Source organism: Undibacterium cyanobacteriorum, assembly GCF_031326225.1.
In the GTDB taxonomy this organism is placed as follows: Bacteria; Pseudomonadota; Gammaproteobacteria; order Burkholderiales; family Burkholderiaceae_D; genus Undibacterium; species Undibacterium cyanobacteriorum.
On the sequence record NZ_CP133720.1, the window covers coordinates 1,131,241 to 1,156,617 of the forward strand.

Annotated in this window: 18 protein-coding genes; 7 read left to right on the plus strand and 11 right to left on the minus strand. The window is 48.7% G+C overall.

The window, feature by feature from the left end; translation table 11 throughout:
* Positions 1–385: 385 nt before the first annotated feature.
* The 4 genes from pepN to RF679_RS04660 all read left to right on the plus strand — a co-directional run bounded on the left by pepN (position 386) and on the right by RF679_RS04660 (position 8,737).
* Positions 386–3,088: an aminopeptidase N gene (pepN, locus tag RF679_RS04645; RefSeq protein WP_309483054.1), complete on the plus strand. Its 2,703-nt coding sequence runs from the start codon at positions 386–388 to the stop codon at positions 3,086–3,088.
* 83 nt (positions 3,089–3,171) lie between these two features.
* Positions 3,172–4,179: a class 1 fructose-bisphosphatase gene (locus RF679_RS04650; RefSeq protein ID WP_309483055.1), complete on the plus strand. Its 1,008-nt coding sequence runs from the start codon at positions 3,172–3,174 to the stop codon at positions 4,177–4,179.
* Positions 4,180–4,287: 108 nt separating this feature from the next.
* Complete coding sequence (locus RF679_RS04655; protein ID WP_309483967.1) at positions 4,288–5,202, plus strand: glutaminase; 915 nt, start codon at positions 4,288–4,290, stop codon at positions 5,200–5,202.
* 421 nt (positions 5,203–5,623) lie between these two features.
* Entirely contained in the window at positions 5,624–8,737 is a 3,114-nt protein-coding gene (locus RF679_RS04660) for a TonB-dependent receptor (protein ID WP_309483056.1), read from the plus strand.
* Positions 8,738–8,802: 65 nt separating this feature from the next.
* Here RF679_RS04660 and RF679_RS04665 read toward each other — a convergent pair whose 3' ends face one another.
* From RF679_RS04665 to RF679_RS04690, 6 genes are all read right to left on the minus strand, one after another.
* On the minus strand, positions 8,803–9,693 hold the full coding sequence (locus RF679_RS04665) for a pirin family protein (RefSeq protein WP_309483057.1): 891 nt from the start codon (positions 9,691–9,693) through the stop codon (positions 8,803–8,805).
* On the minus strand, positions 9,693–10,100 hold the full coding sequence (locus tag RF679_RS04670; RefSeq protein ID WP_309483058.1) for an OsmC family protein: 408 nt from the start codon (positions 10,098–10,100) through the stop codon (positions 9,693–9,695). Before RF679_RS04670 ends, RF679_RS04665 begins: the two co-directional genes overlap by 1 nt.
* Positions 10,101–10,109: 9 nt before the next feature.
* The gene (locus tag RF679_RS04675; protein ID WP_309483059.1) at positions 10,110–11,036 is read right to left on the minus strand and encodes a DMT family transporter; all 927 of its coding nucleotides are present in this window, start codon (positions 11,034–11,036) and stop codon (positions 10,110–10,112) included.
* A gap of 268 nt (positions 11,037–11,304) precedes the next feature.
* Positions 11,305–14,361, minus strand: a complete 3,057-nt coding sequence (locus RF679_RS04680; protein ID WP_309483060.1) for a VIT domain-containing protein — start codon at positions 14,359–14,361, stop codon at positions 11,305–11,307.
* A 158-nt stretch (positions 14,362–14,519) separates the two neighbouring features.
* A complete protein-coding gene (locus RF679_RS04685) occupies positions 14,520–15,794 on the minus strand; it encodes a hypothetical protein (RefSeq protein WP_309483061.1) in 1,275 nt (424 codons plus the stop codon).
* Positions 15,791–16,456 (minus strand): sigma-70 family RNA polymerase sigma factor, encoded by a 666-nt coding sequence (locus tag RF679_RS04690; RefSeq protein WP_309483062.1) that lies wholly within the window; start codon positions 16,454–16,456, stop codon positions 15,791–15,793. The genes RF679_RS04685 and RF679_RS04690 overlap by 4 nt, the downstream gene beginning before the upstream one ends.
* Positions 16,457–16,692: 236 nt before the next feature.
* Here RF679_RS04690 and ilvD point away from each other — a divergent pair, with 236 nt between their 5' ends.
* The 3 genes from ilvD to ribA all read left to right on the plus strand — a co-directional run bounded on the left by ilvD (position 16,693) and on the right by ribA (position 20,204).
* On the plus strand, positions 16,693–18,567 hold the full coding sequence (ilvD, locus tag RF679_RS04695; RefSeq protein ID WP_309483063.1) for a dihydroxy-acid dehydratase: 1,875 nt from the start codon (positions 16,693–16,695) through the stop codon (positions 18,565–18,567).
* 231 nt (positions 18,568–18,798) lie between these two features.
* A complete protein-coding gene (locus RF679_RS04700; RefSeq protein WP_309483064.1) occupies positions 18,799–19,350 on the plus strand; it encodes a peptide deformylase in 552 nt (183 codons plus the stop codon).
* 221 nt (positions 19,351–19,571) lie between these two features.
* The gene (gene ribA, locus RF679_RS04705; RefSeq protein ID WP_309483065.1) at positions 19,572–20,204 is read left to right on the plus strand and encodes a GTP cyclohydrolase II; all 633 of its coding nucleotides are present in this window, start codon (positions 19,572–19,574) and stop codon (positions 20,202–20,204) included.
* Positions 20,205–20,318: 114 nt separating this feature from the next.
* On the opposite strand, the gene RF679_RS04710 is transcribed toward ribA, so the two are convergent.
* From RF679_RS04710 to RF679_RS04730, 5 genes are all read right to left on the minus strand, one after another.
* The gene (locus RF679_RS04710) at positions 20,319–21,119 is read right to left on the minus strand and encodes a DUF2726 domain-containing protein (RefSeq protein WP_309483066.1); all 801 of its coding nucleotides are present in this window, start codon (positions 21,117–21,119) and stop codon (positions 20,319–20,321) included.
* A 492-nt stretch (positions 21,120–21,611) separates the two neighbouring features.
* Positions 21,612–22,358, minus strand: coding sequence for a peptidylprolyl isomerase (locus RF679_RS04715; RefSeq protein WP_373921735.1), 747 nt, complete (start codon positions 22,356–22,358; stop codon positions 21,612–21,614).
* A gap of 166 nt (positions 22,359–22,524) precedes the next feature.
* On the minus strand, positions 22,525–23,427 hold the full coding sequence (locus RF679_RS04720; RefSeq protein ID WP_309483067.1) for a hypothetical protein: 903 nt from the start codon (positions 23,425–23,427) through the stop codon (positions 22,525–22,527).
* 56 nt (positions 23,428–23,483) lie between these two features.
* Entirely contained in the window at positions 23,484–24,221 is a 738-nt protein-coding gene (locus tag RF679_RS04725) for a LytR/AlgR family response regulator transcription factor (protein WP_309483068.1), read from the minus strand.
* Positions 24,222–24,245: 24 nt separating this feature from the next.
* Positions 24,246–25,337 (minus strand): sensor histidine kinase, encoded by a 1,092-nt coding sequence (locus tag RF679_RS04730; RefSeq protein ID WP_309483069.1) that lies wholly within the window; start codon positions 25,335–25,337, stop codon positions 24,246–24,248.
* Positions 25,338–25,377: the final 40 nt, after the last annotated feature.

Consider the following 25,377-nt stretch of genomic DNA (forward strand, 5'->3'; position numbering starts at 1 on the left):
GTAAAAACGGGGGGCTTGATACCACTTGCCGATAGACTTGAGCAAACGCTCACACCCTATGGCAGGGAAAACTGCAGCCTCTTTTAGACTCACCAAGTGTGCAGTGTCGATTCAATCTGCGGGGATCCAAGCCGTTTTGCTGACATCGGGTGGCATTTCCTTCGTTTGCCATTTCGTTTATTTTTTCTTAAACCCAGTCGAGAGCAAGGTAAAATAATGCTTTCGCTGGATCTGCAGTTTTGCGCCGCCAAGTCGAATGGATGCTTAGTGTATACGCCTCGTCGTTTTGCTTGCATTACTACTCATTTTATCAATTAATTTGACGCCACTGCGATCTTTCCCTTTGAGCCTGATGCTTGAATAAGCTGTTGAGTGAATGGAACCTATGCGTAATACCAATCAAGATGTGAAGACAATTTATCGCAAAGACTATGTAGCACCAGGTTACTGGGTCGATACGGTAGAGATGGGATTTGATCTTCATCCACAACGCACCCATGTAGCGACGCGTTTGCATATGCGGCGCAACCACGATAGTGCAGAAAAAGATTTGATATTGTTCGGCGAAGATATTCAACTTCATCAATTGCGCTTGAATGGCGTGGACCTCAAGCGTTCCGCCTACCAACGTAACAAGGAACGTCTGATCATCTCCAATGCGCCTGATACCGTGGTGCTCGAAATTGAAACCAGCATTGCCGCCGATAAGAACACGACCATGTCGGGTTTGTATGTCTCAAACGGCAATTTCTTCACGCAATGCGAGGCAGAAGGCTTCCGTAAGATTACTTACTTTCCAGATCGTCCGGATGTCATGGCGACTTATACGGTCATGCTGCGCGCCGATAAAAAGCAATTCCCAGTATTACTGTCGAATGGCAATTTGATTGAGCAGGGTGATCTTGGTGATGGACGCCACTATGCCAAATGGGAAGACCCATTCAAAAAACCTTCTTATCTGTTTGCTTTGGTCGCTGGTAAGTTGGTCTGCCAAGAAGAAAAATATAGATTGAAGTCAGGCCGTAAGGTGTTGTTGCAGGTGTGGGTCGAAGAGGGCAACCTCGATAAGACCCAACACGCAATGGATTCGCTCAAAAATAGCATTCGTTGGGATGAAGAACGCTTTGGTTTGGAGCTCGACTTAGATCGCTTCATGATCGTCGCCACCAGCGATTTCAATATGGGGGCGATGGAGAACAAAGGCCTCAACATTTTTAATACCAAATATGTGTTGGCCAATTCACGTACCGCAACCGATGCAGATTATGCGGGCATTGAATCGGTGGTAGGGCATGAATACTTCCACAATTGGACTGGTAACCGTGTGACCTGTCGCGATTGGTTTCAATTGTCCTTAAAAGAAGGACTTACCGTTTTCCGTGATCAAGAATTCTCGGGAGATTTGGTGGGCAATGCCACTGGGCGTGCGGTGAAACGAATTGAAGATGTGCGCATCTTGCGGCAACATCAGTTCCCCGAAGACGCGGGGCCGATGTCACATCCGGTTCGCCCCGATTCCTACGCGGAGATCAATAATTTTTACACGGTAACGGTGTATGAAAAAGGTTCCGAAGTCGTGCGTATGTACTACACACTGTTGGGACATGAAGGCTTCCGTAAAGGCATGGATTTATATTTCCAACGTCACGACGGACAAGCTGTGACCTGCGACGATTTCCGTGCGGCGATGGCCGATGCGAACGGGCGTGATCTCAGTCAATTTGAGCGCTGGTATAGCCAAGCGGGTACGCCGCGTGTCAAAGCCGACGGGGAATACGATGCGAAGCGTCACGTGTATCGCTTGAAGTTGAGCCAAGCTTGCCCAGCGACTGCCGGACAAGACCACAAGCTTCCGTTCCACATTCCTTTTGCGATGGGTTTGCTGCAACAAGATGGTAGCGAGTTCGCCTTGCAATTGGAGTCGGGGAAAGCCCATCCGCAGGCACCTCGCTCTATTATTTTGGAATTGACGCAAGAGACGCAAGAGTTTGAGTTTCATCATATCGAGCATGAACCAACGCCCTCATTACTGCGTAATTTTTCCGCGCCAGTGATCTTGGATTTTGATTATTCCGACGCGCAATTGGCCCATTTGTTGGCACATGACAGCGACGCCTTTTGTCGTTGGGAAGCGGGCCAACGTTTGGCAATGCGCCGTCTTCTGAAGCTCGTAAAATCGGTGCAGAACGGTGAAGCTTTGGCGCTGGATGATATGTTCGTCGAGGCATTGAGAAAGACCCTAGTCGATGCCAACTTAGACCCTGCTTTCCGTGAATTAGTCATGACCTTACCGAGCGAAGTCATGCTGGCAGAGGAGATGGAAATTGCTGATCCGCATAGTATTCACCAAGCTCGTCGATTTGTGCGCGCCAGTCTGGCGCAAGCTTTGAAAGCAGAATTTTTAAGTGTGTACCAAGATCACTTAACGCCGGGTAAATACAAACCGGATGCGGTTTCTGCCGGTAAGCGTGCATTGAAAAATTGTGCGCTCAGCTATTTGCTCGAATGGTCTCATGAATCGACTTATGAATTAGCGTACACCCAGTATTTCGAGGCCGAGAATATGACAGATAAGGTGGCAGCGCTGAGTGCGATGCTGCATTGCTCGAGTGCCTTACAGCCTCAATATCAAGCGCGCCGCGCTGAGGTATTGCAAGATTTCTTTGACGAGTTTCAACACGAAGCCTTGGTGATTGATAAGTGGTTTAGCTTGCAAGCTTGCGCACCATCGACCGATGTCAAACAGATCCGTCAATTAATGAAGCACAAGGCCTTTAGCCTCGCGAACCCTAATCGTGCGCGCAGCTTAATTTTCGCCTTTTGTAATGCGAACCCTGCTCAGTTCCATGCTGCAGACGGAAGTGCCTATGAGTTATGGGGCGACGCCGTAATTGCTTTGAATAAATTGAATCCTCAAGTGGCCGCGCGTTTGGCACGTAGCCTCGATCGATGGACGAAGTATCCGGTAGCGCAGCAGGAAATGATGCGCGCAGCTTTGCAACGTGTTGCAACTACCAAGGGATTGTCGAAAGATGTGGCTGAAATCGTCAATAAAGCCTTAGCGATGAAAACGGAGTTGTGCTTGTAGATCTGCTGAAACCTGCAGCTCAATCACCCTTGAATTGAAATTGAAATTGAAAACTAGAATTTAGAAACTGAAAGAAGGAAGCTATGAAACGTATTAGTTTGACTCGATTCCTCGTCGAGGAACAACGCCTCAATAACAGCATCCCCGCTGAATTGCGTTTGTTAATTGAAGTGGTGGCACGTGCCTGTAAGACGATTAGTCATGCAGTCGGCAAGGGCGCTTTGGGTGAGGTGTTAGGTACCGCGCATTCCGAAAACGTCCAGGGAGAAGTCCAGAAAAAACTCGATATTTTGTCGAATGAGATTCTGTTGGAAGCCAACGAATGGGGCGGTCATTTGGCGGCGATGGCGTCCGAGGAAATGGAAACCATCCATCCGATTCCCAATCGTTACCCGCAAGGTGAATATTTATTGCTGTTCGATCCACTCGACGGCTCTAGCAATATTGACGTGAATGTGTCGATCGGTACCATCTTCTCAGTCTTGAAAGCACCTGAGGGCGTACAAACGCCAACGGAACAAGACTTCATGCAAAAGGGTAGCCAACAAGTGGCCGCTGGTTATGCGATTTATGGTCCGCAAACCATGTTGATTTTGACGACAGGCAATGGCGTGAATTGCTTCACCTTGGATCGTGAAATGGGTTCATGGGTACTGACCGAACGCAATATCCAAATCCCTGTCGATACTCAAGAGTTTGCGATCAATATGTCCAACGTACGTCATTGGTATCCTCCAGTCACGCGCTATGTCGATGAAATGTTGGCGGGCAAAACCGGTCCATTGAACAAGAATTACAATATGCGTTGGATTGCTTCTATGGTGGCCGACGTTCATCGTATTTTGCACCGTGGCGGCATCTTCATGTATCCGGCTGACAAGCGTGAACCGGACAAGCCAGGCAAGCTCCGTTTGATGTATGAAGCGAACCCAATGTCCTTCATCGTCGAACAAGCCGGCGGCGCATCAACCGATGGCAAACAACGTATGCTCGATATTCAACCAACCGCCTTACATCAACGTGTTCCAGTATTCTTGGGTTCGAAGAATGAAGTGGAGTTGGTGACGCGTTATCACCAAGAGGCGAAGTAACATTCGCTTGCTCTCTAAGCTAAAAAGCACGCCGACGCGTGCTTTTTTTATTCGCAGCATGAACAGATACCGTTTTAACTCGTAATTTATGGCGAAGAGAAAATGACGATCGATTATCAAAACATTCTGGAGCGAATTCAAGCAGAAGTCCGGCCTCTTTTGGGATTAGGCAAAGTCGCGACCTATATTCCTGAGCTATCGAAAGTGTCGCCACATCACTTTGGCATGGCGGTCTATTGTCTTGATGGACGACGCTTTGCGGTCGGCGACGCTGATGAGAAATTTTCGACGCAGAGTGTCACCAAGTTGTTTGCTTTGGCGCTCGCCTTTGAACGTGAAGGTGATGCGATTTGGAAGCGCGTTGGCCGTGAGCCTTCTGGGAATCCCTTCAATTCCTTAACGCAGTTGGAATACGAACGTGGTGTGCCACGTAATCCTTTCATCAATGCGGGCGCCTTAGTGATTAACGATATTTTGGCGCAACGCTTTGTGCAAGCAGATATCGCCGTCTTGCAGTTTATGCGGCAGCTGGCTGATCAGCCGAAAATTGAATTCGATCGTGCCGTCGCTTTGTCTGAGCAAAAGCATGCGCATCGTAATAATGCCATCGCACATTTGATGAAAGATTTTGGCAATCTACACAACCCAGTCGATACCGTCATCGATAGTTATTGTCGCCAGTGTGCGATCAGTATGAGTTGCATGGAGTTGGCACAAGCGGGTAGTTTCCTCGCCAATCACGGCACGATTCCCTGGAGTGGCCAGCGCATCCTTGATTCGAGTTCGGCGAAGCGCTTGAACGCCGTGATGCTGACTTGCGGTACTTATGACGTCGCAGGTGACTTTGCGTTTCGGGTGGGATTGCCAGCTAAGTCTGGTGTTGGTGGTGGTATTCTCGCCATTGTTCCTGGCGAGCTCGCTGTATGTGTGTGGTCTCCAGGACTTGATACCGCCGGAAATTCTTTGGCTGGCGTGATGGCTCTAGAATTGTTCACCACCATGACGGCACGTTCAATTTTTTGAATGAAACACGGCGAGGGCGCTTCGTCCCTTCAGTTTGGCGTCTGATCCCAATTCGAAATTGAACACGATTTTGTGCGTGATACTATGCTTAGAAGGTCTTTCGATTGCCCGCATTTTTGGTCTAGGTGTGGGCTTGGTGCGATGTTCTCAAAGTCAATAGGCATGCGGCTTTCAGGACTTTTCTCAAACGCGTAATTCGATTCAAATTATTGACATTGCGCGTCATTTCTCTTTCCAAATAATTCTTGATTGGTAGCAAAAAGTGCACACTTTTTGATATTGAAGATCCCAAAATTGCGGTGATTGATCCCATCGTAGTCACGCTTATTTTTCCGGCAAGGCATAGTTTCATCGTCATGAGAACATATTTGTTTTCTGATGTTTTGTGAGCGATGAACTACATATTTTCAGAAAGATCAAAATGAAAAATAACGGTCGGGCGTTTCGAAAAACGCTAGTGGCACATGCCTTGTGTATGGCATTTGGGATAGGAGTTGCAGTAGTTGGTGGTGTATCGACAGCCTATGCGCAGTCGAATGCGACAGGATCGATTTACGGTAAGGTCGATACACCTGCAGGTGCGAGCGTATTGATTCAAAATACGGACACGGGTTTTAAACGCCAAGTCACTCTCGATAGCAATGGTCGCTATACGGTGACAGCTTTGCCGGCAGGGCATTACAAAGTCGAGTTGATGCGCAATGGCAGTAGTGCTGGTGCACAAGAGTTTGATATCCTGATTGGTCAAGGTATGGAAGCTTCCTTCCTTGCGGCCGCGTCGCAGCAAGTGACGGTTTCCGGCTCGAGTTTGCGTAGTCGTATCGATGTATCAAACACCAATAATGGTGCGATATTTACAGCCAAGGAGTTGGCAAAGTTACCGGTGCAGACCAACTTAACCGCGGTCGTCTTGTTGGCACCGAACACCACACGCGGTGATGCCGCCTACGGTAATGTTGCCAGCTTTGGTGGTGGTGGTGTTTCGGAAAACTCCTACTACATCAACGGTCTGCCGGTGACGAATCCCTTATCACAAATCGGTTCGACGCAATTGCCATGGGGTGCTATTGCGCAAACCTCGGTCATTACAGGTGGCTTTGGTTCTGAATTTGGTCGCTCGATCGGTGGGGTAGTGAATATTACGACACGCAGCGGTACTAATCGTTGGGAGACCGGCGCATCGTATAGCATTACGCCGAATTCCTTACGTTCCAAAGCCAAAGATATTTACTTCCCACAAACCGGTAGTGATAGTCATCTTGATGGCAAACTGCATTTTAAGAATAGCGTCAGCACCAATCAAGTAGAACAGTATGGTGCTTATGTTGGTGGGCCACTCGTCGAAGATAAGTTGTTCATGTTTGCCGCCGTGGAACGCACTATTGGCACATCTGGTGCAGTCGGCGATCTCGTCAATAGCAATACTTTGGCACGCGATGGCTGGACCGCTACACGCACAGAGACCAATCGTTATTTGGCCAAGTTAGATTGGAATATCAACGATGATAATCGCTTGGAATGGACGGCGATTGGCGATACCAATCGTGCCATTACAGGAACCTACGGTTACAACGTCGCCAACGATACTCATAATGATGTTCTGTACACACAGACCAATTCCAAGAACGGCGGCGCTTCTGGTGCAACTTCAAATGCCTTGAAATACACCAGCAATCTGACCGACAACCTGACGCTCACGGCACTTGGCGGGATTCTTAAGACACCACGTAGCATCACTTACTATAACGGTGATCCTAACGGTACCGTACATGCGATTCGTTCCTCGGCGCGTGCTCGGGTGCCGGAGCTTGATCCGAATCTGTATGTAAATAAGGTTTTGTACGGTGGTACTTTGAGTCGTCCAGGTGAAGATGAAGTGAAATCTTTACGCTTGGACTTGGAATACAAAATTGGTAAGCACACCATTCGTGGTGGTCTCGATAAAAATACTCTCGATTCCGGCAACGTTGGTGCAGCAACCGCCGGTGGTGGTACTTGGACGTATGGCAAAGTACCTGATGGAAAAGAAAACACTCCAGTCAATTTGTCCATCAGCCGTCCAGCGATCGTCGCTAATTACGGCGGCTTCGGTACCCGTGGATATTATGTTACTGAATTCACTTTTAGCAGTTTGACCAAAGCGCAGTCAGAACAATCCGCGCAGTACATCGAAGATCGCTACCAAGCGACTAAAGATTTATTGATCGTTGCAGGTTTACGTAACGACCAATATAGCAACACCAATGGTGATGGTCAGAAATTTATCGACATGAAGAATCAATTGGCACCACGTCTGTCTGCTTCATGGGATGTAAATGGCGACTCCACGTTCAAAGTATTTAGTAGTGCAGGGCGTTATTTCTTGCAGTTGCCAACGCAGGTAGCGGCACGTGCCGCAAGTCGTTCGACCTATACTCTGCAAGATTTCACTTATACGGGTATTGACTCGAATGGACAACCAACCGGCTTGCGCGCGATTAATCAACCTGGCACCCCCGATGGTGAATTAGGGCAGGCTAAGGATCCACGTTCTGTAGTCGCAAAAGGACTTAAACCAAACTTCCAAGATGAGTTCACCGTGGGCTTTGAGAAAGCGATGTCGTCTCAGTTGAACCTCGGTATGAAATTCACCTACCGTAATCTTGGTGCAGGTATCGACGATAATTGCGATGTACGTCCATTGGCGGCTTATTCAGAAAAGGTCGGCTTGGTTCAAGAGGGAAATCCGCGTGGGTATCTGAACTGCTTCATTTTCAATCCTGGGCGTGATGCGACCATCTGGTTAGAAAGCCATAATGCGCAAGGCCTGGCGACTGGAAATGGTCGCTGGGTGACATTTACTGCAAGAGAGTTAGGTTTCCCTAAAGCCGAGCGTAAATACACCGCCTTGGACTTTTTCGCCGAACATCCTCTGAGCAATTCTTGGTACGGTAAAGTGAATTACACTTGGTCGCGTAGTGCCGGCAATATGGAAGGGCAAACAAATTCCGATACGGGTCAGAGTGACGTTGCGGTTACGGCGAACTGGGACTTCCCAGAATTCATGAGTTTTACCCGTGGGGTTTTGCCGAATGATCGTACTCATGCGATTAAAGCCTTTGGTTTCTATGAGTTCAATAAGGAATGGTCCTTGGGTGCCAATGCCTTGGTGCAGTCTGGTCGTCCAAAAACCTGCCAAGGTACGGATCTAGACGCCGAAGAGGGTTTGAAAAATCCGCTCGGCCACGATTGGGGCGGCCCTGGCTACGGCAATGTCTATATGTGGTGTGATGGTAAGCCTGCGCCACGCGGTAGTCTGGGACGCATGCCTTGGGAGACTCGTTTGGATGTTAGCTTGACTTATAAGCCAGCGGCTTTGAAGGGCTTGTCCTTTGGTTTTGACGTGTTCAACGTGTTCAACAATCAAGTCGCATTAACCCGTCAAGAAGCCTATGACGCTGGTGATGGATCGATTGTGCCAACCTATGGTGAAGTTCGCCAATATGCGGCACCTCGTACCATGAAGTTTAAAGTGGAGTTCACCCACAAATTCTAACCGAAGTAGCTCTCCGTTAGAAACTTGATAGAGGTGGCGGCGTCAGCTGTCACCTCTTTTTTTGATCATCTCGATGGCAGCGGAATGCGCTCAGTTTCGCCTGGCACTTGTGATAGTGGCCCCTCCGATGGCGCTTGATTCCATACTTCCGCAGCACGATCGATCGAATCTTTGTTGCTCGCAATGAAGTTCCACCACATCAATCGACGCCCAAGATTTTGACCACCAATGATGACAAAACGCGCACCATGTTCTTGTGTGCGTATCGTATGGGTTTGTTGGAGAACGAGCATGTGATGTGCTTCGAGTGCCATGTCATCGACGCTGCATGCACCTTCAATAGGGTAAATTGCCTGCTCCTCAGCCAGCATCGGACAGTGCCATTCGGTGTTGGCCTCGAGCCTGACATCGAGATACAGTGTGGGCGACAGTGTCGGCACTGGTGAGCTAGCGCCGAAGGCGCTACCGACCAACACGCGCACGTGGGCCTTGCCGATCTGAACTTCAGGGATGGCCTCGGCCGGTGTATGAGAAAACGATGCCGCACGCATCTCTTCAGCCTCAGGAATCGCAATCCATAACTGCAAACCGTGGTTGGTGTAGGTGCTGTTTTTCTCTTGTTCGGGTTTGCGTTCGGAATGCACGATGCCGCGTCCGGCAATCATCAGGTTAATCGCGCCCGGCTCAATTCTCTGTTGATAGCCGAGATTATCACGGTGCATGATGACGCCATCGAACAAATAAGTCAGCGTGGCTAAACCGATATGCGGATGCGGTCGCACATCATGATTATCGGCCGGCGTCACCGTGACCGGGCCGAAGTGATCAAAAAAAATAAAGGGACCGACCGCTTGACGCTGCATAGCCGGCAGTAAGCGACGCACAACGAAACCGCCACCGAGATCTTTATTGTGTGGTTTCAGTAGGTGCTCTGGGGTAAAGTTAAATGCGCTCATCAGGCACGCTCCACTTGGGTGGTGATTTCAGTCGTCACACTCGTCATTAATTTGTGTACAGGGCATTTTTCAGCGACGGCGCTGAGTTGTTTAAACTCGGCGTCACTGAAATCGCCACTGATCACTAAGCGCGTGTGAAGTTTGTAGATTCCTTGTCGCTCTTCGCTATCATCGCGTTCAACCCGTGTATCGATATTGCTGATCTTGATCCCTTTTTTATTGGCATACCACATCAGCGTCAGCGCTTTACAAGATGCGAGCGCCGCATCATACAGATCGTGTGGGCTAGGGCCAAAATCTTCTCCACCTTCCGCGTTGCTGATGTCGCTGATCAATTGATGTTGATCAGAGGTGATCACTTGTGCTGTTTTAGCATTTGCTTTGCTCTGTAAGCTTATCGATTTCAATGCATGCTCCTATGGGGATGTTGAATCTGGCTGTCGCCTCTGATATGAGGAAATGGCGATACCGCTGACGATGAACAAGAACGCGATTAGATGGTGAAGTTGGGGGATCTCTCCAAGAAGCGCACCTGCGAGAACCGCTGTAAATAATGGCGTGAGATTAGTGAAGAAACCGGCGATATTGGGACCGGCTTGTTGTACACCATCGCCCCAGCATTTGTACGCTAATACGGCTGGGCCGATAGCAACGTAGGCAATCGCGAGTACTAGGTTGAGATTCCATTGGATATGAAGATCGCGCCCTGTCCATTCACCGATGGAGAATAATCCAGACCAAAGCACGCCGTAGGCGAGCTGCGCAGAAAGGAACGGTGCCCATTGATGTCGTATTCTAGCAGGCTCTTTTGTTTTGAGGAGGAGCCAGCTATAGAAAGCCCACACGATACTGGCGCAAATCATCAACAGATCGCCAAACACAAGACGCAAGCCAAGCAGCTGCTGCAGTTCACCATGGCTTAATACGATCAGGACACCTGCGATGGATAAGCTAGCGCCGATCATTTGCTCGCGCCTAATCCTGACTGAAAAAAAGATTGCACCAACGATCATCATCCATACTGGGATGCTGGAGCCAACTAAGGTGACGTTGATGGGCGATGAACTTTGTAGGGCGATGTACTGTAGGGTATTGTAAAGGCCAATTCCGAGTAAGCCCAAAAGACTTAAGCGCATTCCTTGTTGCCAAATGCCGCTGCCACGACGGAAGATCTGATAGCTAAATGGCAGCAAGATAAAAAACGCGATCAGCCACCGAAAAAAATTCAAAGTGATCGGTGGGATCATCTGGTTGATCATGCGACCAACCACCACGTTGCCAGCCCAAAGTAGAGGTGGAATCGTGAGAAGAATAATGGTGCGAGGCTTAAGTTGCTGCTGCATGAAGCTTGGGGCGCGTATGGAGTCCAATGGACGAACGCACGTAAGAGTGTTGTGAGTCTTGAATTTTACATCGAATAAAAAAGACCTGCTTTTTCTTGTTGATTGGTAACTAGCTCATGAAATCAAATGTTTTTAAGGCAGGCAGTGACAGATGCGCTTCTTAGAATGTGGAAAAGCGTGAGGCAATGTCAGCAAGCTGAATTGCTCCCACGCATGTTTGAAATTGATATTGATAAGGCTGATCAGGTTTATTAGGCTTGTTTAAAAATCATTTCTTCACCGGCTCCTCAGGCATAAATTCAAATTCACCAATGAATACGCGACCACCTTGATCCTTTAAGCGCACTGTAATTAGCTTCTCTTTGGCCTTTTCTGAGCCAAAATGCGAGATTAATTTGAGTTGTACCGTTGTGGCTCCAGCCACGATTTGTTGGCGGTTTCCGTAGAAGTTCGCGTATATTTGGTACTTACCGGGCATCGCTTTCCGTAACGAAAATTCCTCTGGGCCATAACCTTGCGTGACGTCGTAGCTGATGCGTCCGCCAAGTGATGTACGAGTATGATTAAAGCTACACTCTTCACCAGAAGGATCTTTGACCCAGAGATCCATGTCACTCGCATCCGCGTCCCAACTCATGACAACACGAATATCCAGTGGCAAATTCCGAATCAGACGCGGGTCAATCGAAGACGTATCGACCTGTACTCCAGAGTTCTTAGCCTCCACAATAAGCGCATTGATTTCCGCTAAAGTGATGAGCTTGATTTCTTGAAAACGTCCGTTCCAATTCCCATGGATGACCTGCTGTAGTTGATTGATGGCCGCTTGGTATTGTTTGTCGGCCGCAAGCGCCAAACCAAGATCGCGGTAGGATTGGGGTTCTTCTTCCGCAAGTGGCACGACCTTTTCAAATACTTGGACTGCTTGGTGGTAGGCGCCTAGCTCCATCAAACGATAACCCAACAAACGCAGGATATGGCGATTCTCTAAATCCATCTCCAATAGGTTAGACAAGACGCGCATTGCGAGTTCAGACTGACCTTTTTCTTTGAGGATGTCGGCGGCATCCAGAAAGAAAGCGCTACTATTTTGATAGCTGGGTTTCTCGTCCAAATAGATCGTGTAGATCTTATCTTTTTCCGCAGCCGTCAAGCGTTTAATATATCGCGCATCCGGGACCCATTTTTTGAGCGAAATGCTGGCCGAATTGTTTTCGTTGGAAGCAACGGCGTCCATGGTTGCTGATTCACGGTTTAGCGTAGAGACGGTTTGATAAGAATTAGAATTCATAACCTCGGCGTAACGAACCCGTGCGCCTGTGATGGTGACACTCTTCGGCATCTCTGGAGCGACTGGTCTTGGCGGAGCGGCACGCATCTCCAAGGCAACTTGCTTGGTTCCACTAGAATCCGGTTTGGCACTCACTTTACTCAATTGGATGGCGGCTTTCCGGTCTTCTTCTCGACGCAGCGCTTCGGCTTTCAGGGCCTCTTCTTTGCGTCTTAACTCCTCCTCTTTTTTCTTTGCCAGCAGCTTCTGGAAGTCAGTCTCCCACCACTTAATTTTCTCTTGAAATTGAGTAACCAAGGCTTCCGTTTGATGGCGCTGACTATCTTGTCGTTGACGATATGCATCGGACTTGAGTCGATTGAACTCATCAAGTAATTCTACCGGTGGTGCGATGTCGTATTGGAGATAGTCGCTCAAGTTTTCCAAAACGATCAATGATGTTTCGCTGTTTGGAATAGCGAATTTCTTACCGAGTCGACGTATCTCTGCTTTTTGCATTTCGCGATCGCCCTCCAATTTGCGTAGGCGATAGTTGGCCCATAAAAATGCGGCAAGAGGATGTTGTGGTGCGTTGTTATTGATTGCCAAATTAATTTTTTGCGGTTTTCCGTTGAGCTTCAGGTCCAAGCTTAATTCAGCTTGTTTGGCTTTCAGTTTTCCCGCGACTCTAAGTACATCACCGTCTGGGACCATTGACTCGAGTTCAATATCGCTCAGGTGAGTGCCGAGCGCCTCGACCACGCTATTGGCATCTGTCAACAAGAGCTTGCTTGCATTGCTCACATTATTGATATCCACTTGAATGAGGCGTCCATGTTGACGCTCGGCTAAAGCACTCAAGCGGTTGGTGTCGGCACTCTGTGCGGAATTAATGGCGAACAGCTTTTGTTGTTTGCTCAGTTGAGGGAATTGCTTGGGGCCATAGTTCATGAGGCCATCGCTCACGAGTAAATATTCCCCGATGTCCGCCTCGACTTTCCAATCGGCGATAGCACTGGCGCCATCATAAACGGTGGTCTCTAAGGCTTTGCGTAGTTTGCTCCAATTGCCATTGGTGATCGTGAAAATTTCAATGGCTTCGGGGCGATCTCGCAACCGCTGCAAATGAACCTCTGCGTTGCCCACAGCCTTGAAATAGTGATGGAGTAGATCGAGTTCCGCCTCGATATGGCGTTGTGTCGCTGAATTTGAGCTATCCCACAGTAATCCAATTTTGCTGGGTAGACTGCGTGATTTACGCTCTGACTTGAGCGGAACTTCGGCGAGAAAGTAGCTCTCACCTTGGAACTCTTGGAGATAAGTTTGTGCTTTAAGTGGCTGCGGAAAGCTGGTGATAATGCGACTATTCTTTCCTAAGGATTGAGTGCTGAATTCCAATTTGTAGCCATCCAGTGCCTTTTCGTAGTTGATTTGTCTTGCGCCAAATTTGACCTCTGGTTGATCGTTGATGCCACGTAGGTGTATCGAAACTTGGGTTTTTTCAGAGGCGTCCGCGAAACCGAGCGCGAGTGGGAATTCCCATTGATGACGAACCCGATCAAGGTTCTGCATGATGCGAAGTTGCACGGTACGGGTGCCACGGGCTGGGATAGGGTAGACCCGTAACTTGAAGTTATTCCCTTGCGTCATTTCTAGTAAGGCGGGGTCGACGCCGCGCCGTACAATTTCTTCAAAGACTTGGCGGCCTTTGGCTTTTTCGACCGGCACCGCATCACGCATTTTTCCACCAATGTCGAGCGCAAAGCCTATGATTTTTTGATTGTCGGCTAAGGGAAACTGCAAATTGCCTTCAAGAACACGATTGTTGGGGTTATAAAAGACGAGGTCGATGGTGGTCTCGGCGATGCTGCCGGCCACGGCACTCTTGATCGTTGTTTGTTTCAGTTGAATCGCCCGTTCACCTCTCAAATTATCAATGGAGGTCTCGAGCAATGCGCCTGATGGTGTAGTCTGGCTGTAGGCTGTGGCAGTCTGAAAACTCGCTGTGATGAGCAGCAGACTGGCAAATAAGCGCTTGTAAATTGGACTCTTCATATTGTTCTCCCTTCATCCGGTTGGACCGTGGTATGAACTTGAACGAGGGAGAGCAAATGACGGGGTTAAATTTTAAAAGAAATCTTTATTCGACTTCTAAAACGACAAAAAGAGCGCGGTGCAAAGTGATGCCTTCAAGTCGAAACACGCGTGCTTGATTAATTTTTTGACTTTGGTTTTGGTCCGGATGATAACTCTCGCTCGACCTCTTTGAGCTTGTCAAACAGAGGAGAAGGCAGCTCGAGGCTTGGATTTTTTTCACGCTCCTGTTTCCAGATTTGAATGGCGGCGCGTTTATTACCTTTGCGTAGTTGCTCCTCAATAGTATCGATCATGATCTGTCTCTCAGCACCATCTTTTGTTGTAACCATAGCCATGATTGGTTTGGCTGGCTCGACCGGCATGGGCGCAACCATGGCTTGGGGCGGTACGGGTGGGGCTGGCATAGTGTTTGTACTGATACTGAGTTTTTCTTGTGCATCTTGCGTGATCGGTGCTGATGTCGGTTTCGGTTCCGTAGCAGCCATCAATTCTTTATGCACGTAAAGCTCGGTTTTAGGGATCGTGTAGATCACTTGAGCCTCTTCAGTTTGTTTCTTGCTGAGACTGAGAGCGGCTTGGCTACTTTCTACATCCGCACGACGTAGCGCACTACCGGTGATTTGTACTCGTTGTGGCACAGCTGAGAGTTGATCTGTTTCTGTCGTCGTGACGGATTCAGCGGCACGAGTTCTTGACGCATGAACGATCACCGAGCTGGCGTCACTCTTGACTTCAATCGGCGGTGCCGCCGCGACCGGTGGCGTTGCTGGAATTTTGTTATTGGCTAGGATTCCAATAGGGGCTTCAGAGATCGATGCAGATTTGCTCGCGATTTTTGCTCGTCCTAATTCGGTTTGTGCTCTTACTACGATTTGTCGTTGCGGTGTCATTTCTTGAGGCGTCTTAGTTGAGGTCTCGGACGATTGTCTTGCGTCGCGGCGCGCTTGATCTGCTTCTTGGTCACTAGTTGAATGGTCTTCCTTCACCTCAGCTTTAGCGATTTGCATATTCACGGGTGGATGCGCGTCGCTTGGTGTTCCCATCGGGGATGGTACTTGTTGTAGGCCAACGCTGGCCAGCAAAACGGCCATCGCGCCGACCGGGAAAAACCAATACTGCTTGAATTTCATTGCCCAGGCTTGGATAAGTGATTCTTTTCGCTCTGGCTTTGTAGTGACTGCAACTGCGGTTTCGCCTACGCCTTTCGATATGGAGTGTTGTGCCTTGGCGATGGCTTCCTGTTCCAATTCTGCTTCGATCTTCGCCAGAATGGCGGCATCGAGATCCGCTGAGGGAGCTGGTTGTGGTAGATCTTTCAGCGCAGCCGAAAGCGGATCGCTTGAGGCGATCAATGGGTCGATTTGTTGATCGTCATGGGTGAGCTTCGTCATACAAGCTCCTCTTGAGTTTGTTCATGTTTGACAAAATGCTGACGTAATTTTTGCATCGCGTAGCGTAAGCGACTCTTGATCGTCTCGACTGGAACATCACTGACGGACGCAATTTCTTCAAGGCTCATATCGTTGAACTGCTGCAGGACCAAAGCCTCTCTTTGCACACCTGGCAGCTGATGTATCGCTCTTTGCAAAGCCGCTGCGTTTTGCTTGGCGATTAGCGCTTGTTCTGGCGTTGCTTGTTCTCCGCTTGAAAATGCAGTTTCGCCGTGATGTTGAGCTTGGGTTTGCATGGCGTCTAAATCTTGCTGCCAATCTTCCTCGGTGAAATCTTGGAGATCACTAGACAGAAGCAGTTGATGTTGTCGCATCAGATCGATCAAGCGATGTTTGGCGATTTGATATAGGAAAGTCTTAAAACTAGCACTGACCTGATAACTCGCTCGCGCTTTGTGCAAGGCCGCCCAACTCTCTTGCATGACTTCATCAACCCATTCGGCACGCGGCGAACGCCAAGCAATGAAGCGATACAGTGGCTTACTGTGGCGTTGATACAGTTCCTTAAATGCCGCGAAATCCCCATCGCAATAACGCAGCATCAAATCTTCATCGCTGAGGACGAGTGTCTGCGTTAAATGACTGATATCGGGCGAGTTCATGCGGCGCAGTGTAACCAAGTTCAGCGATGGCGACAATCTTTGAAGATCAAACCAAACACAAATCAAATGTGTATCTCAGATGATTTCAGAGCGTTTTCAAGAAGTTTTTCGGTTTTTTGGGGCTACTGATTAATATGTTTTGAATATTAAATGTCGATAAATTGGATATTTGACGTATATAAAAAGCTGAGGCATGCTGCTCGTATTCTAAAAATTTCTTTGCCGAAGGATTAGCTATGCCATTGTATCGCTCAAGAACCACCACCCATGGACGCAATATGGCCGGCGCGCGCGCACTGTGGCGTGCCACCGGTATGAAGGATGGCGATTTCGATAAACCGATTATCGCTGTCGTCAATTCCTTTACACAATTTGTGCCGGGCCATGTGCACTTGAAGGATCTCGGGCAACTTGTGGCGCGTGAAATTGAAGCGGCTGGTGGCGTGGCGAAGGAATTCAATACTATTGCGGTCGATGATGGCATCGCCATGGGCCACGGTGGCATGTTGTATTCCTTGCCTTCGCGTGAATTAATTGCTGATTCGGTCGAATACATGGTGAATGCTCACTGTGCCGATGCCATGGTGTGTATTTCGAACTGCGACAAAATTACGCCGGGCATGTTGATGGCGGCAATGCGTTTGAATATTCCTGTCGTGTTCGTTTCCGGTGGTCCGATGGAAGCCGGCAAAGTGATTGAAACGCTGCATCCCAAAACATCGGGCGAACAAAAGATCATGAAAATCGATTTGGTCGATGCCATGATCAAGGCCGCCGATAGCGCGGTCAGCGATGAAGAGATTGGTCGTATCGAACGCTCCGCATGTCCGACCTGTGGCTCATGCTCGGGTATGTTCACCGCCAATTCGATGAACTGCTTGACCGAAGCTTTGGGTTTGTCTTTGCCGGGTAATGGCACCATTGTCGCGACTCATGCTGATCGTAAAAATTTGTTTTTGCGCGCAGGTCGCTTAGTTGTTGAACTCGCGAAACGCTATTACGAACAAGATGATCTCAGCGTATTGCCGCGCTCGATCGCTAACAAACAAACCTTCGAGAACGCGATGGCGCTCGATGTGTCCATGGGCGGTTCGACCAATACGGTCTTGCATCTCTTAGCTGCTGCACATGAGGCAGGTGTTGATTTTACGATGGCGGATATCGATCGCATTTCACGCAAAGTGCCGTGCCTGTGTAAGGTCGCACCGATGACGGATAAATACCATATCGAAGACGTACATCGTGCTGGTGGCATTATTTCAATTCTCGGTGAATTGGCCCGCGCCGGTTTGTTTGATACCTCGCGTCCGACTATTCATTCACGCGATTTCGCGGAGGCGATTGCGAAAAATGATATCGCTGTCAGTGACGATGCCGAGGCGCGCGCTTTGTTCTTGGCGGCGCCTGGCGGTGTGCCGACGCAGGTCGCCTTCTCACAAGATAAACGTTTTGAAACGCACGATCTCGACCGCAGTGCTGGTTGTATTCGCGACCTTGCCCATGCTTATTCCAAAGATGGTGGTTTGGCGGTGTTATATGGCAATCTCGCCGAGAAGGGCTGTATCGTGAAGACTGCGGGTGTCGATGAAAGTATTTTGACCTTCACTGGCAAGGCGCGTGTGTTCGAAAGCCAAGACGCTGCGGTCGAAGCGATTTTGGGTGACACCGTCCATGCTGGTGATGTTGTCATCATTCGATACGAAGGCCCGAAAGGTGGCCCAGGCATGCAAGAGATGTTGTATCCAACTTCCTACATCAAATCAAAAGGTTTGGGCAAAGCCTGTGCACTGTTTACCGATGGCCGCTTCTCTGGCGGCTCTTCAGGTTTGGTGATTGGTCACGCATCACCTGAGGCGGCAGAAGGCGGAGCGATTGGCTTGGTGGAAGAGGGTGATCGTATCGAGATCGATATTCCGAATCGTCGTATCCATCTCGGTGTGAGTGACGACGTATTGCAAGCGCGCCGTGCAGCGATGGAGGCCAAAGGCGCGGATGCCTGGCAACCAGTCAAACGTGAACGCTATGTGTCGCAGGCCTTGCAAGCGTATGCAGCGCTGGCGACTTCAGCTGATCGTGGCGCGGTGCGCGATATTTCACAGTTGCGTCGCTGAATTTTTTGTAGAACCTGTTTTCTGTAAAACCTGTGTGTCTTAATGTGACTTGTGACTTGTGGCATTGGGGCTTGGTAGCGATTGGATGAAGGGTGCCTTGCGTAATATGCGGGCGCCCTTTTTCATTATCTTGTCGCAGGGAGGACATACATCTTGCGTGCGATGGAAATCACTATTAGTCTCGTAGTCTCATTGTAAAAAATTATATTCCCATGAGCGTGAAGGATCGATATGTCATTACCCAAAGTCTTGCCCAGTGATGATCCACGTCTCAAGCAGGTTGCTGCTTCGGTAGTTGATGTGTTCACCCCAGAGTTTCAAGAGCAAAGCCGAAACTTAAAGGCTTGTCTCGATGCTTTTCGATTGCAACATGGATTTGGACGCGGCATCGCCGCACCGCAGATCGGCATGCCGCTACGTTTCATTGCCCTGAATTTGGGGACTGGCTCTTTTTGTATGATCAACCCTGAAATCGTCTGGCATAGCGAGGTGCGCTTTACGATGTGGGACGATTGCATGTGTTTTCCTGATACGCTTGTGAAAGTACAACGATACGTTTCGATCTCGGTACGTTTTCTCGATGAAAGCGGTCAAGTTCAAGAATGGCATCAATTGAAGCGTGATCTTGCAGAACTCTTGCAACATGAAATCGATCATCTCGATGGCGTATTAGCACTCGATTTAGCGGTGGACCAAGATGCGATGGTGTCGCGCCAGGAATTTGAATCGAGGCGGGCCTTTTTCGAAGCGCAAGTCGATTATGTGATTCATCCGACTACATAGACGTCTGTCACAGCGACTGCCGCAAATTATTGAAGTCAGTGTTAGCTCGCAAATCGCGGCAATCTGGCTCATTAGTGAGCTTGCTCAAGTCTGCATCAGGCTGAGTTGGGCTGAGTCGTTTATACTCTTACTTTTACGCAGATTAAATATTATTTTTTTACTATCTTCTGCTGCAAGCCTCGAGTCTTCCGTATGATGTGAAGATCAAGCGTGAGAATATTATGTCGATTGTAGATCTGCCTTTGAATTCACCCGAACAGGCATTGGAATTTGTTGATAGTTGCGACCTTCCCACCAAATGGGCGAAGTTTCGCATGCATGGTTTCGTTGAGCCCGCGACCGGAAAAGAACATGTGGCACTGACCTTAGGTGACGTTGCCGATGGCGAACCAGTCTTGGCACGGATTCATTCCGAGTGCTTAACCGGCGATGCATTGTTTAGTCAGCGTTGTGATTGCGGTCCACAATTGGAAGCGGCGCTACAACGCATCGCTGAAGAGGGCCGTGGCGTGATTTTATATTTACGCCAAGAAGGGCGCGGCATTGGTTTGTTAGCCAAGATTCGTGCCTATCACTTGCAAGATGATGGAGCTGATACCGTCGAAGCGAATCAAAAGTTAGGCTTCGCAGCAGACCTTCGTAATTACACTTTGTGTGATCCTATGCTCAAGCATTTGGGCATTACACGGGTCAAATTAATGACCAATAATCCTCGCAAGATCGCGGCTTTGGAAAGTATGGAAGTCAAAGTTGAGGAACACCTGCCCTTGATTATCGCTCGCAATCAATACAATCAACGCTACCTCGAAACTAAGGCCGCCAAGCTCGGCCATATGTTGGCACCCGACTTATAAGGTCTGAAGTAAGCTGAACGAGAGTGCCTTTCATGCGATGCAGTGCAATGCTGCATCACATGAACGACAAAGTTGGCGATGATGGTCTAGGCTTGATTACCCAGCGTTGACTGTCTAGCGATGTAAAAAGCTAGGGTCCCAAATTGGTTGAGGCTCCTTCGAGATGACGAAGCGACTGTTTTCATACAAGATCGCCATCACTTCATTCGCCACCGGTTTCGGCAAACCGCGACGTTTCGTCGGGCGGTTTTGCAAGAACAAGGAATCGAGATAGTTTTTGAGATAACCTGGATCGCCAGCAAACAAGCAGATTTTCTGCCAAATGTGGGGATACTGCGTCTTGATCAATTTCTCCGGCGTGATTCGTTCAATCGCTGCCAAAGACAGGGCATTCGGATTGCCATGCTCAACCCGTGTAAATACTTGACCATCGCGAATGTCTTCGTCGGGGAAGAGTTTGCCGATGGTGTGGAGGCTACTCTCAGCACGTGGCGACTCGAGATCAGAGAAGGGTGCTAAGGTACGCAAGACTTGTTCGTAGGTCGGGAGGGCGGAGCGTTTCCAGCGTATGTTTTTAATTCCCGCACTCTTGAGTAGATGACGCGTTGGATATTCTTCTTCCTGCACCTCTTCATCGCCCTCGAGAATGACAACACACAAGAGTTCGAGGTTCTTATCGAAAATGCCAAAATCAACATGACGTGATTGCAGCTTTTGGCGCATGATTTGGCGCTTTTTTTCGTTGCTAATATGCGGCTCGAGGATCGCAGCTAGTTGAACCTTTGGAAAAATACTGCAGTTGGGCAGTGCTTTGATCAAACGTTTAAAGAACACTTCTTCTTCAGCAGCAAAGAACTTTCGTTTTTCGAAATCTGGTTCCGATTTCGAATCTCTGTCTAGGAAATGAGAAAACATAGAACCTCCCTTCTTCGTCTGAATATTAGGTTTAACATCATTGATTCAAAGATTAAGCAGTGGCCTGCTTGGTAAGTATGCCAACTTTTTAATAGAAAACATGTGCCGAGCATCCTCTGAACTATAAGGCTTATCCAGCAAAATGCAATCGCCCATAAGACTGAGCTGGTATTAGCGGCATGCTCAGACTGACTAGCGGACTACCTACCTTTGTTTATAGTCTATTTCGGTCAAAACCCGTCACGCTTTAGAGCCTTACATGCTGACTGGTAAAGGAAATTGCTAATACGAGATCAATTTGCTGTAGAGCAAACTGCGTGCCAGATTTACTGTATGGGAGAAATTTGACAGCTTCATTGGTATGTTACCTTTGGTCATTTTAAACTTACATGTAAAAAATCCCCGTTGACATGGTCAACGGGGATTTTTTATGTGTCAACTAGCGTTCGTTCTTGAAGGTGACGCTTAGTAGAGAAACTTAATTCGCGCTGATTAGGCAAAAGCAGGCAATTGATAACCTTGAATGTCTGCAGCTTGTACCAGTCCAGCCAAGTACGCATGGGTTGCTTTGCGACCTTCCATATCGGTCAGATAAGCTTGCAGGCGTTCTTTGACTTCATCGAAAGAAATCAAGTCACCACCTTTGCGAGCGGTCACCTGAATGATGTGGTAGCCAAATTGGGTTTCGACGAGTTCTGGTGTGATGGTGCCTGGCTCTGTCGTGAACACCGCTTGTTCAAATTCAGGAACCATTTGACCGCGACCGAATTGGCCTAATGCACCACCTTCTTTACCCGATGGGCAAGCAGAGTGTTCGCGCGCCATTGCGGCAAACGCGGCAGGATTTTTCTGCAAATCAGCCAAAATGCCTTCAGCTTTTGCTTTCACGAGGCCAGCACTGAGACCGTCTGCGGCTGTAAATAAGATGTGGCTTGCTGCTGCCATTTCGCCTTGTGTGAAGCTACTTGGGTTGTTGTCGTAGAAATCGCGGCAGCTTGCTTCATCGATATCGTTGAAGTTCACTTCTTGTTGTAAGAGTGTACCGATGATTTCTTCATCGCTTTCTGCAGCAATACCTAATTTCTCGGCTTGTTCCAGCATCAAGCGACGCAAGATCAATTCTTGGATCGCGCCATCACGCAATTCCTCGCCTTCAGGATAGCCAGCGGAGCGTGCACGGTTCATTTCTGCAGCGATTGCAGATTCATTAATTTCTGTGCCGTTAACGGAGATCGTCATAGTGGTCCTAACAAAATAGTTATTAATCAAAAGTGCAAAAAAAGGAACAAAAATTTTGCTTAGTCAGGGACCACAACAGAATTCAGTGCCGTATGCAAAGCGTGGCCAATCTGAGTGTCAAGCGGGAATCTGCTTGCATTCAAACCGACTTACGAGAACCGGCATTTTACAGGGAAGTCCCTTGATTGTCGGCTATTTGCTGTTGAAGTTCACTGATTTGTTTGCGTAAAGATAAGTTTTCACTGCGCAAACGTTCCAGTTCGGCGTAGACATCTGCCGATGCGACCGCAGTTGAAGTGGAAGCATTTGAGCCAGAAACATTGGCAGCAGCTTCCTGCATCGGCGTCATCGCAGCTACCGCGTCACTGTCGCCACTCGCTGAAGCTGTCGGTGCGGCGCTAGCGTTCGAGACCTCTTTAGGCGGGCGCGGGGTGCGGCTTTCACGCAGTTGACGCGCCGCTTGTTGCAATTCCTTTTTACCACCAGCGACGGCCGCCACTTGCTGCTCGGAAGGCAAAGCGGCAATGGTTGCTGCGGTATTGATGGAGATAGTCCCCGCTCGCACTGCCTCGACCAGTTCAGGCGTAGCGGCTTTACGGATCTTTTCGATTTGTGCCACAGCCGGTTTGCTCAAACCGGCGACCTTCGCGATTTCGTCTCGTGTTTCAACCGACACTGGGTCTGGCTCTTTTAAAGCCAACTCCGCTTCCGCGGCTTTTTCCTGATTGCTTTGCTGCTTGCGACGCTCGCTGATGATCTCCTTTTTGCGCAGCGCTAATACACCACGTTGGAAGTTGGAAACACTACGTCGTGCGAGGTGGTTATCAATCATCCACAGCATGACTTCTTCAATATTTTGAAATTGATCTTTTTGACGAGTCTCAAAAGGAATCCCATGTTTTTGACAAATGAGATAGCGATTGTGGCCATCGATCAAAGTTTCACCCCACAAGACGAGGGCGTCGCGACAACCCTCGCGCAAAATACTGCGCTCTAAGGCCAGAAATTCTTGTGTGGTCAAGGGATCGATATAGTCGCGTAATGCTGGATTGATAATGATAGTGGTCATGATGGTATTGCAGGCGCTCAATTTTGCGAGAGCGCGAAAAATGAAAAGTCAGCACTTTACAGCATTAGCTTGATTCGGTCATATCCAGATCGACTGACCGGCACCACGGCCGCACAATGTAAGACAGCTTGGAAACTATCTTTGCTTGCACGTTCCAGTTGTTTGACAGCAGCGACTCGGACACTCACTGAGCGGTGGATGCGGACGAATTGCTCACTCGGCAATAGCTTCTCAAACTCAGACAAGCTTTGCGTTTTCATGATGCTCTTGCCGCCATAGTGAATTTGCACGTAGTCGTCTTGCGCTTCAATGTAATCGATGTCGGCAAATGGAATGGCAAGCGTGAGGCCTCGATCGCGTATCAATATGCGATCGCTCTTTTGTACTTGCTGCGCCACCACTGCATGAATCGCTGGATCGGTTTGATCAAGCAATTTTCGGGCTTTGCTTAAGGCGTCATTAAAGCGCTGCTGCGAGAAGGGCTTGAGCAAGTAGTCGATGGCATGTTGATCGAAGGCTTTGAGGGCGTATTGATCATAGGCGGTTGTGAAGATCACGCCATGTTGGCGTTGGGTCGCTTCTAGCACTTCAAAGCCAGTTAACTTCGGCATTTGAATATCAAGAAAGATCAGGTCAGGCTGCTGTTGAGTAATCGCTTCGACAGCTTGCATGCCATTCTCGCATTCGCCAATGATGTCAATGTCGGTATGGCTTTTGAGGTATTCGCGCACAAGTCGACGGGCCAGTTCTTCGTCATCAACGAGGAGAGTCTTCAGTATTCTTGGGGTTTGCATAAGTGTGAGCGACCTATGAAATTTTTATTGGAGAAGATTTTCAGGTGAGCTTACTAGTGTGCTTACTTCGCGAGGAAGCGTGAGCTCTACACGAAAATGCTGTTCGTTCTTTTGCCATTCAACGCGACAGCGATTTCCATACAAGTTATGGAAACGTGCCCGCAAATTTTTTAAGCCCGTACCTGTTCCTTGCTTGGCGTCCATCTGCGGGGAAGAAGCGTCGATAGGATTTTCAATGGCGACTTGTAGCCAGTCATCTTGGCAACGTGCGTAGATCTTAATGGTGCCGCCTTCACTTAAGTCACGGATGCCGTGCTTGATGGCGTTTTCCAATAAAGGCTGCAAGATCATTGGCGGTAGCGAGCACAGTTCACTGTCAGGGTCGATCACAAACTCAGTCGAGAGTTTGCTACCGAAGCGAATCTTTTCGATCGCCAGAAAATGCTGACACAACTGCAGTTCTTGCTTGAGCAAAATTTTCTGTTGATCCGACAGCGCCAGAGTTTGTCTAAAAAACTGTGCGAGTTCAATCGTCATATCGCGCGCGCTGGCGGGATCTATGCTGGTTAATGCGCTTATCGAATTCAAACTATTGAACAAGAAATGCGGATTGATCTGAGTTCTGAGCATTTGGAGCTCCGCTTCACGTGCATGAAGATCGGATGCGGCTTGCCGTAATTCGGCCTGACGCATCGAATCAAATGCCAGCAGTACGTCGTAAATTAAGATCGATAAAATGTAGAGCAGAGCAGCTAAGAAACCAGCAATCCACCAGGTATTTTGTGGCAAATCTAAGGCGAAATCGACGGACTGTAAGGCTTGATGCCAAAAGTTGGCGATGCTCAGCCAGATCCCAGCCGAGAGCACAGCACTCACGCCAAAATAGCTAAGCCATGCAAGGAACTTGCGTCGCTCCAAAGGTAAGGCGCGACAGACGTAATACGCAGAGCTTGAGATGAAGCCGAAACATAGCGCCAAGGGTAGAGTGAAACTCAATGCGCGTAGCCAAGTGCCGCTGCCGATCAAAACCAATAGAGCTGCAAAAAGGGCACCTAGTAGTGCCCAAATGATGCTGTTGTAAAGGGTTGCTCTAAAGTTGGATAACAGTGGATTCATGCCGCGCTGTTTCTCTACAAAAAGTGCGCCGAACTCTCAT